General features: G+C 58.0%; 12 protein-coding genes and 1 tRNA gene. 6 read left to right on the top strand and 7 right to left on the bottom strand.

The window, feature by feature from the left end:
• Nucleotides 1-46: 46 nt before the first annotated feature.
• On the top strand, nt 47-1180 hold the full coding sequence (locus H1Y01_RS13870; RefSeq protein WP_180541108.1) for a twin-arginine translocation signal domain-containing protein: 1134 nt from the start codon (nt 47-49) through the stop codon (nt 1178-1180).
• A 54-nt stretch (nt 1181-1234) separates the two neighbouring features.
• Here the strand turns inward: H1Y01_RS13870 and H1Y01_RS13865 are convergent, their stop codons facing one another.
• From H1Y01_RS13865 to fsa, 3 genes are read right to left on the bottom strand one after another with little or no spacing between them, the layout of a single operon-like run.
• Nucleotides 1235-2161, bottom strand: a complete 927-nt coding sequence (locus H1Y01_RS13865; protein WP_180541107.1) for a DMT family transporter — start codon at nt 2159-2161, stop codon at nt 1235-1237.
• A gap of 5 nt (nt 2162-2166) precedes the next feature.
• Nucleotides 2167-2559, bottom strand: coding sequence for a hypothetical protein (locus tag H1Y01_RS13860; protein ID WP_180541106.1), 393 nt, complete (start codon nt 2557-2559; stop codon nt 2167-2169).
• 6 nt (nt 2560-2565) lie between these two features.
• A complete protein-coding gene (gene fsa / locus H1Y01_RS13855; RefSeq protein WP_180541105.1) occupies nt 2566-3228 on the bottom strand; it encodes a fructose-6-phosphate aldolase in 663 nt (220 codons plus the stop codon).
• Between the two features lie 94 nt (nt 3229-3322).
• Between fsa and H1Y01_RS13850 the strand changes: the two genes are divergently transcribed.
• From H1Y01_RS13850 to H1Y01_RS13840, 3 genes are read left to right on the top strand one after another with little or no spacing between them, the layout of a single operon-like run.
• The gene (locus H1Y01_RS13850) at nt 3323-3880 is read left to right on the top strand and encodes an RNA polymerase sigma factor (protein ID WP_180541104.1); all 558 of its coding nucleotides are present in this window, start codon (nt 3323-3325) and stop codon (nt 3878-3880) included.
• Complete coding sequence (locus H1Y01_RS13845) at nt 3877-4302, top strand: hypothetical protein (protein WP_180541103.1); 426 nt, start codon at nt 3877-3879, stop codon at nt 4300-4302. The genes H1Y01_RS13850 and H1Y01_RS13845 overlap by 4 nt, the downstream gene beginning before the upstream one ends.
• Before the next feature lie 11 nt (nt 4303-4313).
• Complete coding sequence (locus tag H1Y01_RS13840) at nt 4314-5063, top strand: hypothetical protein (protein ID WP_180541102.1); 750 nt, start codon at nt 4314-4316, stop codon at nt 5061-5063.
• 7 nt (nt 5064-5070) lie between these two features.
• Here H1Y01_RS13840 and H1Y01_RS13835 read toward each other — a convergent pair whose 3' ends face one another.
• The 4 genes from H1Y01_RS13835 to H1Y01_RS13820 all read right to left on the bottom strand — a co-directional run bounded on the left by H1Y01_RS13835 (nt 5071) and on the right by H1Y01_RS13820 (nt 11137).
• Complete coding sequence (locus H1Y01_RS13835; RefSeq protein ID WP_180541101.1) at nt 5071-6021, bottom strand: fibronectin type III domain-containing protein; 951 nt, start codon at nt 6019-6021, stop codon at nt 5071-5073.
• Entirely contained in the window at nt 6018-7379 is a 1362-nt protein-coding gene (hslU, locus tag H1Y01_RS13830) for an ATP-dependent protease ATPase subunit HslU (protein ID WP_180541100.1), read from the bottom strand. Before hslU ends, H1Y01_RS13835 begins: the two co-directional genes overlap by 4 nt.
• Entirely contained in the window at nt 7380-7958 is a 579-nt protein-coding gene (gene hslV / locus H1Y01_RS13825; protein ID WP_180541099.1) for an ATP-dependent protease subunit HslV, read from the bottom strand.
• A gap of 83 nt (nt 7959-8041) precedes the next feature.
• Complete coding sequence (locus tag H1Y01_RS13820) at nt 8042-11137, bottom strand: hypothetical protein (RefSeq protein WP_180541098.1); 3096 nt, start codon at nt 11135-11137, stop codon at nt 8042-8044.
• Between the two features lie 116 nt (nt 11138-11253).
• On the opposite strand from H1Y01_RS13820, the gene H1Y01_RS13815 reads away from it, so the two are divergent.
• The gene (locus H1Y01_RS13815) at nt 11254-12018 is read left to right on the top strand and encodes a menaquinone biosynthetic enzyme MqnA/MqnD family protein (RefSeq protein WP_180541097.1); all 765 of its coding nucleotides are present in this window, start codon (nt 11254-11256) and stop codon (nt 12016-12018) included.
• A gap of 49 nt (nt 12019-12067) precedes the next feature.
• Nucleotides 12068-12142, top strand: a tRNA-Asn gene (locus tag H1Y01_RS13810).
• Nucleotides 12143-12391 lie beyond the last annotated feature (249 nt).

Below are 12391 nucleotides of genomic sequence, written 5' to 3'. Positions count from 1 at the left end.
CATCCCGCGCTGCTAATCTCGCGATGAAAGGTAGTCAGGAGATTAGATGACGAACGAACCAAATAAAATATCGAGCGCGGCAAACCGGCGCTCTTTCTTGAAGAAAGGACTGGGAGCTGCGGCCGCTGGAGCGGGTGTACTCGGCATCGGCAAACCTATTTTTGCACAGCAACCGAGCTCCACTCTTCCCGCCGGCGACGTCGCGATATTGCGGTTTCTCGCCGCGGCCGAGATCATCGAATCGGATCTGTGGGTACAGTATGCGGAGCTCGGCGGGATCGGCAACAACCTTCCTATCGAAGTAGACCCCAATCAACCATTGAACCCCTACCAGGTCGCGTTGTCGAACCTTGACGGGGACGGACCGCAATATATCAGCAGCAACACGCTGGATGAGGTTAGCCACGCTAACTTCCTGAATGCGTACCTGATATCCAAAGGGGCGCCCCCGGTCGACTTCTCCGCTTATAAGACGCTGCCGGGAAGCACCGCCATGGGATCGACAGGTAAGTTACGGCTGACCAACCTGATGAATCTCAACGTCGACACGAGCTGGTTCATCCGGTACCGCAGCGCGACCAACCCTAATTTCGGCGCGACTTATCCTCAAGCCATCACGCTTAACGGAGTAACCGCGATTCCCAGGAGCGACGCTGACTATCTGGGCGCGTCGAACCCAAATTTCCCCGGCAACGATCACATTCAGGCGATCGCCAACGTAGCGGCATTTCACTTCGCATACATCGAGCAGGGCGGCTCAAGCCTCTACGCGACGATGAGTCAGAAAGTGACGGATCCCGAGGTGCTTCAGATTACTCTGGGCATCGGTGGAGATGAGATCGCTCACTTCCTGGAGTGGGTCGACTTCGCGGGTAACGGCGTGCAAGCTCCAGTGGCGCCGTTTACCGACGTGGTTTCCGGCCTTACCTTCCGTAACTTCTTCAAACCGCTGAATCCGCTGGTTCAACCCAGCCTGATCTTCCCCGTACCGTGCGAATTCATCAGTCCCAACCTTCCGCATGTTGCGGTGATCCGTCCGACCGTCCAGCAATTTTCAGGCGCGACGGCTGCGGTCAATAGCTTCACTGCGGATGGGCTCTTCACCGGACAGAGCCAGCAGTTCCTTGACGAGCTGCAGACGATGGCGATTGAAGCCGACGCGGCAATCCGATTGATCTAACAACTCCGCCCGGGGGTCTCGTGGCTGGGGCCCCCGGTGTTCTATGCCTTTCGTCTACCGGGCCTTCCAGCGGAGGCGCCAGTGACCATATCCAGCAACATTTCCGCGGCCTTCCTCGTGGCCGGCTTCAATACTTAGGATTCCTCCCGCACAGATCAATACAGTACCCACGATGGCTAGTAAGCCCGGCACCGTGCCGAAGACAAGCCAGCCTAGAAGCCCGGAGAACACAACCACTGTATAGTTAAAGGGCGATAGCTCCGCGGCGCCGGCGAAGCGGTAGGCGAGAATGATCAGATACTGCGTTGCGGCATAGAAAGCGCCCACGGCAAACAGTAGTAACCATTGTCTGCCGGTAAGTGGTTTCCAGGCCCATACGGCCAAGGGAATCAGTAGCAGCGTGGAAATTCCGAAGTTATAGAAGAGGATTCGAACCGGCGGCTCCGTCTCGGCTAGCTTGTTCGTCGCAACGAGCGCAATCGCCGAAAACATCCCTGACGCGAGGGCGATTAGGGAGGCTGGATTTTGAAACATTCGCGGGCCTGGTTTGATAATCAGTACGATTCCCACTAATCCGATCAGCAGACTGACCCAGACCGCGCGTTTTACGGTCTTGCGAAACCAGACGTAGACGACCAGCGGGATAAACAGCGGCGCGGCATTGGTGAGCAGGACGGAATCGAGTAGCGGGATTGAGCGTACAGCAACGAAGAATAGTAGCTGGCAAACCGACCCGGCCACGCTGCGGAACACCTGCAGACCGATCTGTTCTGTCGCAAGACGGCGGCGTCCGAGGCGGGCGGCTGAAGGTACGAAAACCAGGAAGCTAATCGCATATTGGAGAAACAGAATCTGTAGAGGCGGCACTCCTACCGCCGCTTTGCTGAAAGTACTCATCACCGCAGCGCAGAGGAAGGCGAGAGTAATCAGTGCGATGCCGAGCGGTTGGTTGTGCCCGGAGCTTTTCGCTTGCAGGTCCACGAGGTTCAAACTAAACGCGTGCGATCGCGGTTGGGCAGGCCGGTCCAGGATTCACTTAGGATGATCGAGTTGGCCGGGTTATTTGGGTCGTACCTCACGCCGACACCGCCTATCGCCGATTCGAAACCGGGCGCGAGCTGCTCGCGGAGAGCAGTTATATCCTGGGACGCCGTGTAAGTCATGCCGCGGACCTCATATAAGTAGAGAATCGCGGTTTCCTGGATTTCGACGATTTCACCACCCCCGAGTTTGCCGATTTGAGAAAGCCACGCGCGGCGACGCGCTTCCAGTTCTTCAGCTGTAGGTTTCTTGCGGCGCCGGATTCGGAAGATTAGCGCGATCCCCAGGACCGCAGCGACGCCGACAGCCGCAATCCCAGCCGTAGCGGGCGTGCTCATCAACTCTTATACTCCGACCGGGGTTTCCGCGAATACTTTGTTATAGTCGGCGAGGAACTGTTCCAGTCCTCGATCGGTTAGTACGTGATTGAAGAGTCCGTCGAGTACTTTGAAGGGAACTGTTGCGATATGGGCGCCCGCCAGGGCACACTCGATGACGTGATTGGTAGAGCGCAGGGACGCGGCCAAAACCCGGGTCGCGTAGCCGTAGTTCTGATATATCGTGACGATCTGGCGGATCAGTTCCATGCCATCTTGACCCATATCGTCGAGCCGGCCGACGAAGGGGCTGATAATATAGGCGCCCGCTTTGGCGGCGATCAGAGCCTGGGCGGAAGAGAAGCAGAGGGTTACGTTGACGCGATGGCCCTCGTTGAAGAGCTCGTTAGTGGCGATGATGCCTTCGCGGGTTAGCGGGCACTTGACCACCACATTCTTATGTATGGCGGCTAGCCTGCGGCCTTCTTTGACCATTTCCCGGTGAGTGGCAGCGACCACTTCGGCGCTGATGTCGCCGTCGACGAGGTCGCAGATGCGGCGGATCTGTTCGTCAATCGGATTGCCTTCTTTGGCGATTAGCGACGGGTTGGTGGTTACACCGTCGACGATGCCCCAGGTGGAGGCCCTTTTGATTTCGTCCAGATTCGCGGTGTCGAGGAAAAACTTCATTCAGGAGGTGGTGACCTTTCAGAAAGATTGATTATAGCGGGTGCGGGGGTGGAGTTTGGGCCGGATCAACGCCAAAGATTTGGAACTATCCGGGATGTCGGCGGCAATACAGGTTCGCGTGATCGATGACCGGACGCTTATTGATCGATTCAAGGCTGGGGATCGTGAGGCGTTTGCTGCCATTTATCGTGAGCACCAGGCTGCGGTCTTTCGATTTGCATTTCATATGACTGCTGACACCATTGCCGCCGGAGAGGTTACGCAGGATGTGTTCCTGTGGTTGATCCATCATCCCGCGGCTTTCGACCCTGGGCGCGGCGCGCTTGCCTCGTTTCTGGTAGGCGTCGCTCGAAAGTTTGTGCAGCGCCGGACGCGGAACGCGCGGCGATGGCTTCCGTTCGACGACGCCGTCCCGGTAGCGGCGGTTGGACCCGATCTGGCCGGCGGCATCGATGCTGCGTCGCTGCGGAAGGCGATTGGTAGGTTGCCTGTGCGATATCGCGAGGCGATCGTGCTTTGCGATTTGGAGGGCCGGAGTTACGAAGAGGCGGCGGTGGTTCTGGGATGTGCGATCGGGACCATTCGATCGCGTCTGCATCGCGGGCGGGAGTTGTTGGCGCGTAAGTTTCAGGCGAAGGAGAAAGTATCTTGAAAGAACTTCGGCGGGCACTTAGTAGTCTAGCGCGGGATGTACCGGAGCCGCCGGACTTAGAGGCCAGCTTACTGGCTGAATTTGACCGTGCTTCGCGGCCTCGCGGTTTCAGGCTCCACTTATGGATCCCGGCGCTTGCCGCGTTGCTGGTCATCGCCGCCGTTCTGCTTTACCGCCCAGCTCCGCCGCCGCGTATTGCCAGTGCGCCCTTCTTGGAAATACCTTATACCGCGCCGCTGGCGCCGTACGAACGCACGCGGATCGTTCGAATGGAGGTGCCTGTGGCTGCGCTGATCGCGGCTGGATTCGATGTGCGTGCTCCGGATACCGGCGCGGCGGTGGAAGCGGATGTTCTTTTCGGGCAGGATGGGCGTGCCCATGCTTTCCGGGTTTTGTCCAGTGACGTTCTTATAACCAACTAAGGAGAACAATTATGACAAAGATGCTTTTGGTTAGTATCGCGGCGGCGATTCCATTGGTGGGGCAGACGCCCTCAGCCGGAAATTCCTTCCAGCAGAATGGATGGCTTCACGTGCCGGAGCCAAGTGCCCATCCGATTACTATGCCGATCGATGGACAGTCCGGACCGATTGTGGGTAAGCCGCTTTCGGCTACGGAGGTGCGGCGTTCGGAGCAGGTGTTGTCGGATGGATCTCATATTAGCAATTCCGAAACCGAGCATTTCTACCGTGATAGCTCAGGACGCATGCGAACCGAGACATCAGCAGGGGCGATCATCTTCGATCCAGTCGGAGGGTTCACCTATCACTTGGCGGACCACGAAAAGACCTACACCAAGGTCCCGATACCGGCGAACAGCGTGGTGACAATCGCGGCCGCGGTTAACCGCGACTCCACCAGGACCAGCACCGGGAACAGCAGATACAAGCAGGGTAGCGGAGCGGTTACTGAGGAGCTAACACCGCAGTCTGTCAATGGGGTGATGGCAAAGGGCGCTCGCATCACCGTCACCATTCCCGCCGGGAAGATTGGAAACGATCGGGATCTGCATGTAGTGAGCGAGCGTTGGTACTCGGATGATTTGAAGGTTTTGCTGAAGAGTTCGAATTCCGACCCCCGGTTTGGCGTCACGACTTACGAGCTGACGGAGATTTCGCAGACACCGCCGGATCCGGCTTTGTTTCAGGTTCCGCCGGATTATACGGAGAAAGAGAATCACTAACTGCGATTTACGGCAGTGTCGCTTCGACTACTTGTGACGGAGCGCTTGGATTGCCGGATTGGTCGATCGATATAACCCGGTAGCGGTAACGCGCGCCGGGTTTTACGTCCCGATCGCTGTAACTCGGCGCCGTGATCTTTTCTGCTACTAAGTGGAAAGGGCCGTCGCCTTCCGCGCGGAAGACGCTGTACCCGGCCAAGTCCGGTTCCTGGTTGCGTGCCCACGATAGTTCGACGCTCTTTGTACCAATGATCGTCTTTAGGCCTGTGGGAATGGCCGGCGGGAACGTGTCTTTGGGGGTGATAGTGAACTCATTCGATAGTTCGCTTTCGCTGGGGTGGTCGCTGGGGCCGAAAGCTTGAATCACGTACTTATAATTCTTACCGAATTCGGCAGTCGTGTCGAGATAGGGACTCTGTTTGGTATCGCCTAGAGGGGCGCCATCCCGGTAGATGCGAAAGAGCGGGGCATTGGAGTTAGTCCAGGTCAACAGTACTCCGTTCGCGGTCGCTTCGGCTCTCAGATTCTCGGGTGCGGGTACTCCGGCGGTTACCAATAAAGGTACGAAGTTTGACCAGCCGCCGTAGCGGCCGCGATCGTTCTCGAGACGCACGGCCGCGACTACATCCTTACCGACATAAGGGGCCGCGGGAACCTTGTAGAGCGTGTCCTTACCTTGGTCGGGAAGACGCTGGGCCGTCTCCAGCCATTTCGCCATGTCGAACTTCTGGCCGGTGACACCGATGCGAAGATCCGCTTCCGGTAAGTGCGTCAGTAGCAACCCTTCCGTGGTGAGCGTGGTCAGGGTGAAGCGGATATAGATGAACGAGCCGCGCTGGATCATCGATAAGTCGGTGACGCGCGAAGGTATGTTCAGGGTGGGCGGAAGCGGCGGACCAATCGACCCGCATGCTGCACAGAACAGGAATGCGATGACGACCGATCCGCCGAACTTCACAGAATATACCGGCTGAGGTCCTGGTCCTTGACGATCGCTTCCAACTGCTTGCGGACGTACGGGGCGTCGATCTTGATGGTTTTCTTCTTCAAATCCGGAGCATCGAAGGAGATTTCTTCAAGCAATTTCTCCATGATGGTGTGCAGGCGGCGAGCGCCGATGTTCTCGCTCGATTCGTTGACTTGCGCGGCGAACTTAGCGACCTCCTCCAGGGCATCGTCACCCAGGATGAGTTTGATACCTTCGGTTTCCATTAACGCGACATACTGCTTCGAGAGCGCGTTTTGCGGCTCTTTAAGGATGCGAATGAAGTCTTCGGTGGTAAGTGACTTGAGTTCGACGCGGATGGGGAAGCGGCCCTGTAGTTCAGGGATGAGATCGCTCGGCTTCGAGACATGAAACGCGCCGGCGGCAATGAACAGAATGTGGTCGGTGCGCACGAAACCGTGGCGCGTGTTGACGGTGGTGCCTTCGACGATCGGAAGGATGTCGCGCTGCACGCCTTCGCGGCTCACATCGGGTCCGTGACCGGATTCGCGGCCGGCAATTTTATCGATCTCGTCGAGGAAAATGATGCCGCCGTTTTCGACGCGCTCAATAGCTTCGCGCGTGACTTGCTCCATGTCGATTAGCTTCGACTCTTCTTCTTGAGTCAGGTATTCAAGCGCATCGGCTACGCGCATGGTCCGCTTGCGGGTGCGCTGGCCGAAGAGTGCGGGCAACATCTCCTTGAAATTGATGCCCATATCTTCCAGGTTGCCGCTGGCCGCAATTTCAAGCTGCGGACCGCGCTCTTTGACGTCGAGCTCGACCATTCGCTCATCGAGGCGGCCGTCGTGGAGGCGCTCGCGGAGTTTCTCGCGCGTGCGCTCGTTGGGCTGCTCAGCGCCCTCAGGCGTCGGGGGCATCAGGATATCGAGCAAGCGGTCTTCGGCGGCTTTTTCAGCTTGCTCGGCGACGTCGTCGAGGCGCTCATCGCGCACCATGTCGATGGAAGTATCGACTAAGTCGCGGATCATTGATTCAACATCGCGCCCGACATATCCAACTTCGGTGAACTTACTGGCTTCCACCTTCATGAAAGGCGAACTGGAAAGCTTGGCCAGTCGGCGCGCGATCTCGGTTTTACCCACCCCGGTGGGACCGATCATGAGGATGTTCTTGGGCATCACCTCATCGGCCATTTCGGGCGGAAGTTTCTGGCGGCGGATGCGGTTGCGCAGGGCGATGGCTACGGCGCGTTTAGCGTCGGGCTGGCCGATGACATACTTATCGAGCTCGCGGACGATTTCGCGCGGCGTGAGTTCGTCGAGTGCGGGAGTGGCATCCACGGACTGGCTCGGCAGGTAGATTACCACTTATTTGGCTCCTTTCACGGGAGCAGCGGCCGGTTGATCCGGCGAGATCTCCTCGTAGATGATCTTGTCGTTGGTGTAAATGCAGATTTTGGCGGCGATCTGCATGGCCTGCTCGGCGATCTGGCGAGCGTTCAGCTTGGTGCTTTGCAGGAGCGCGGTCGCGGCGGAAAGCGCAAAAGTGCCGCCGGAGCCGATCGACGCCACGCCATCGTCGGGTTCGATGACATCGCCGTTACCGCTGACGATGAAGATGTCTTTCGCGTCGGCGACGAGCAGGAGCGCTTCCAGGTGCCGGAGCACTTTATCCGTGCGCCAGTCTTTGGCGAGTTCGACGACCGAGCGGGGCAGATTACCGTTGAACTGCTCGAGCTTGGCTTCGAAGCGGGAGAAAAGAGAGAACGCGTCGGCCGTGGAACCGGCAAAGCCGGCGATCACACGTTCGTTATACAGGCGGCGCAACTTTTTGGCTGAGGATTTTAGAACTTCACTGCCGAGAGTGACTTGCCCATCGGCAGCCATAACTACCTTGCCCTCGCGACGGACAACCAGGACCGTCGTGGAGCGTACACGCTGTTTCATTTTCGATGTAAGTTTCAGGATAACAACCGGCGAAATCGAGCCCCGCTATGTTGCGCGCCGGGTCGAACCGGTCCTGCGTATGTTTACTGCGTAGACGTTACCCACATCGTGGTGGCGCGGCCGAATACCGGGCCGCCGCTGGGGGTTCCGTTCAACAGCAGGATCACGGGCGTCGGCGCGCTGCTGGTGGTTGGGGCGACGCTGCTCGGAATCAGCACGTTCACTTGCCAGACGCCCACCAGATACGGCGCCAGACCCGAGTATTGTACGTTGCCGGCGGGAACATACTGAGCGCCGATGATCACCTGCGGAACAACGGAAGTAGACAGCGGTCCAGTGGTAGCCATGCCGTCCGGGGGTGCGTTCGGGATCATCCCGGCGCCGGTTCCATAGAACGAGACCACCGAGTTCCACGGAGCGGGATTCGAAGGTCCGTTCACCGTGCCGTTCTGATTGATCGCCGCGACTTGACCGCTGCCGCTGGAATCCAGAGTGAACAGACCGGGAGCAGCCGCGGCCACGGGTAACTCGCTGCTGCCCAGAACCTGACCGGTGGAAGCGCTTTGCACAGTCACCGTAACCGTTCCGGAAGTCGGCGCCGAGTTCGATAGAAAGAAGTTGATCTGGGTCGGGCCGACATAGAAGAGCGGCGCGGCAACATTGTTGACTAATACCTGAGTGCCGGCCAAAGTAAGCGGCAATGGCAGACTGCTCTCGGATTGAGTGGCGGAGCCGAAGTAGTTCGACTGTCCGCTAGTGGAGAACAGAGAAACAATTGTGCCTGGAGAAAGAGCGCGCTCGGTTTGCGTGTTACAAGTCGCATTGGGAACGCAGGGGCCCAGATAGTTAGCCGCGTTCACGCCGGCCACGCCGGGATAGAAGACGGCGATGCGATTGGAGGCATCCGCAACATACAATGCGCCAAAAGCATCCTGCGTGATAGCCAGCGGCGACGCGGCTTGCGTGATGGAAAAGTTCGACTGATAATTCTGCAGCGTGAGGTTATTGAAGTCAGGGAACCGGAGCGTGGTCCCCGAGCCTGTATTGGCGACCCAGATCTCGCCGGTGGACGGATTTACCGATACACCGAACGGTTCATTCAGTTGCGGAAGGGTGATCGCAGCCTGGGCTCCGGTTCCGGCCGTAGTTACACCCGTGAAAATGCTGATTCGCGAATTTAGAGTATCCGCCACATATAAGTTGCCGCTGGTATCGGCCGCAATGTGATGCGGCGCGTTGAGCTGGTTCAAAGCGCTTCCGGTGGAAATGGTCGTGAAATCGGGTTGTCCGAATACCCCGGACGCGGCCATCCCCGTCTTGAAGTCAGACTCGCTGCCCCCGAAAAAAAGCACGCGATTGTGGACATTATCGGAAGCGAGGAGGCCGTTATCGCCGGTAAACGCAAGTCCATACGGAGAAGCCATCGTGGCCGCCGAAGGGTCGGTGATTTTGATGGTGAAGCTCGATTGACCGAGGACGATGTCCGCGTTCGGGAGGTTTGCGGGCGTGGCAAATGGCTCCGGAAACCGCATGATGCGCGCGTTTCCCGAATCCGCAACATATAAGTTGCCATTGACGTCGACAGTAACATCGACCGGCACATAGAGACCGGACTGATTGGGCATGCTCGCGCTGTTAGAAGGGTAATTGATTTCATTGTGCTGAAAGTCAGGTTGGCCGATGACGATATCGGCAGTCGAACCCGGCTGGACCGCGCGAACATCGTTGAAGCCGAGGACCCTGTTGTTATACGGGTCGGCGATGTAGAGATGCGGCGGATTGCTATTGATGTCGATCACCATTCCGGCGTTCTCAACAAAGTTTCCGTTGACAGCGGAAGTAAAGTCGACTTCCTTTCCTTCGATGAGATTGACCGCGCTGAAAGTCATCCCATCCTGTCCAAGCACGCGTGTCGCGGGGCCGAACGTCGAGCCGGTCTGCGGCATCACGATCATCCGGTTGTTGCCGCTGTCCGCTATGTATAACTCTGTTCCGGAGTAAGCGATTGCTGAGGGGCTTTGCAGCGATGTCGCGGACGCCTGCGGCTGGCCCATGTTAGCGGTTCCGGTAGTTAGATTAGCCTGGCCGATAACCGAGACAGCGGCCGTACCTGTCGAGCCCGCCGTCCACTGACTAACGGGAGGAAAGAAGAGTACGCGATTGTAATAAGAGTCTACAAGAACCGGTTGGTTACTGATCACTGCCAGCGCGCCGCTAAAAGGTCCGATCAGGGTCGCGCTCACGGAAGTGGCCGGCTGCGAGGAAGGAACACCCGCAATCTGGGAGGCGGATTCTCCCGTCGACTGCGGAGAAGGGAAGACCAAAATTCGGCCGAACTGATTAGCGGATTCCGACACGAAAAGATTTCCGCTAGAGTCGAAGCCAACGCCTGTTGGAGTGGCAATCAAGTTCAGACTGGTATCGGTATAACCGGTCAGGAGGCGGGAAGTAAAGTTCGGCTGGCCGATCACGACGTCCGCAGATCCGCCGCTGGTTCCGCTCGAGAGCACACTGGCGGGAAAACGGAGCACGCGATTGTTGCCGGGATCGGCCACCCATAGATTGCCGCTTCCATCGAAGGTCAGGTAAGTGGTAAATGGCGTTCCGCTATTTAGATAGAGTGTTGCCGGACCGATGCCGTTCAAGTTGACCGTGCTGGTGGTGAAGTCGTTCTGACCAAGCACCAGGTTCGGATAGATAGCCGATGGTTGGGCGAAGGGTTGAGGGAAGCGAAGAATCCGGTTGTTCCCGCAATCGGCGACGTAGAGATTACCCCCGGCATCCACGGCGAGTCCGACGGGAGTGTTCAGCCCGGTTTGACGCGGCGGTTGGCCTAGAGTCGGACCCGCCTGGTAGGTGGTGACTAGGTCCGGCTGACCCATTACTATGTCGGCTACCTGGCCATTGGTAAAGGATGCGGCGTTGGCCCACCCGAGGACGCGGTTGTTGCCCGTATCGGCAACATAAACATGTGGAGGGTTGACCGTCGTATCAAGTGCGATCCCAAGCGGGGAATCGAACTCGCGCCCTTCAACTAAGTTCGGCGTGACTCCGGTGACGTTAATCGAATCCTGACCGATTGCACGGGTTGGCGAGGGGTTTAAAGTGATCTGCGCGACGGCAAACGATGAGGTGATTGCGACGGAGAGCGTCGCATAAAATAAAGGATGAAAACGCATAAAAACGTAAGCTTTTCGACAATAGCACGAAAATCGGTCCTGGTCCGGCAGGTGGGACAGTTGTGTGAGACTGGGGGTTGAGACTGAGAGTTGAGACTGAGAGTTGAGACTGAAAGTTGAAACCTAGGGTCTGCGCGGTCAGTTACCTGAACACCACGCCGCTCACATGGGGACTGCTGCATGGCCCACAGCGCGACGCGTTCGACTTGCGATTCGAGATCCCTTCGATCTGCGCTGCGCGATTGCGCGCGGGCGAGGTGGATATCGGGCTCGTGCCGGCGATTGAACTTGAGCGGCAGCCGATCGAGTTGATTCCGCCGCTGGGCATCGTTTCGCGAGGCGCCGTTCGCAGCATCCTGTTGGTATCGCGCGTTCCGGTCGACGAAATCGCAACACTCGCCGCCGACCTGAGTTCACGGACCTCGGTCGTGCTTGCACAAGTGATTCTGGCGAAGCGCTTCGGGGTTTGCCCGGTGGTGACCGCGATGCCCCCGGATGTCGGCGCGATGCTGGACCGGGCGGATGCCGCGTTGGTGATAGGCGATCCGGCGCTGCTAATCGATCCGTTGCGCAAGGACGCGACCGTGACCGATCTCGGTCTGGATTGGACGGAACTGACGGGGCTGCCGATGGTTTATGCGGTGTGGGCGGCGCGTTCGGGATTCGACTGGACGAAAGCCGCGCCGGTTCTAGAAGCGTCCTGGCGCTTCGGACGAGAGCGCATCGGCGCGATTGTGGCCGCTGAAGCGTCGCCGAGGGGCGTGCCCAAGGAACTCGCCTGCGCGTATCTGACACGGAACATTTCGTTTGAAGTCGACGAACCGGCGTCGCGCGGGCTGGAGTTGTTCCGCTCGATGGCGCGGGACGGCGGTTGGGTGTGAAAACTGGACCGCGCACCCCGATGTTGTAAACTAAGGGCGTCTAGCTTGCTCCTCAGTAGCTCAACGGTAGAGCATTCGGCTGTTAACCGAAGGGTTGTAGGTTCGAATCCTACCTGAGGAGCCAATGTTTTCATAGACTTACAGGCTAAATCAACACACAAAAATACCACTATATTCGACACTGTGGGGACATTTGTGGGGATGCTCCTTAAATATCGTTCGTATCCCTTCGCAAGGTTGAGTCACGCTGTCTAGGTCAACGGCCAGGTCCTTCCCGACTTTCTAGAGACGACTGTCGCGTTCATTTGTGAACATTTTCCGAGGAGCAACGTCCTAGCTGAGAGAGCTTCTATGGAAACCCTTCTCCGCGATC

This window comes from Nevskia soli (genome assembly GCF_903970205.1).
In the GTDB taxonomy this organism is placed as follows: Bacteria; Acidobacteriota; Terriglobia; order Bryobacterales; family Bryobacteraceae; genus Bog-113.
This window is presented reverse-complemented; position numbering and strand designations above follow the sequence as displayed.

Excerpts from the sequence above, each read along its gene's own strand:
- H1Y01_RS13870 (WP_180541108.1), top strand. The coding sequence starts at position 47 with ATGACGAACGAACCAAATAAAATATCGAGCGCGGCAAACCGGCGCTCT.
- H1Y01_RS13860 (WP_180541106.1), bottom strand. The coding sequence starts at position 2,559 with ATGAGCACGCCCGCTACGGCTGGGATTGCGGCTGTCGGCGTCGCTGCG.
- fsa (WP_180541105.1), bottom strand. The coding sequence starts at position 3,228 with ATGAAGTTTTTCCTCGACACCGCGAATCTGGACGAAATCAAAAGGGCC.
- H1Y01_RS13850 (WP_180541104.1), top strand. The coding sequence starts at position 3,323 with ATGTCGGCGGCAATACAGGTTCGCGTGATCGATGACCGGACGCTTATT.
- H1Y01_RS13840 (WP_180541102.1), top strand. The coding sequence starts at position 4,314 with ATGACAAAGATGCTTTTGGTTAGTATCGCGGCGGCGATTCCATTGGTG.
- hslV (WP_180541099.1), bottom strand. The coding sequence starts at position 7,958 with ATGAAACAGCGTGTACGCTCCACGACGGTCCTGGTTGTCCGTCGCGAG.
- H1Y01_RS13820 (WP_180541098.1), bottom strand. The coding sequence starts at position 11,137 with ATGCGTTTTCATCCTTTATTTTATGCGACGCTCTCCGTCGCAATCACC.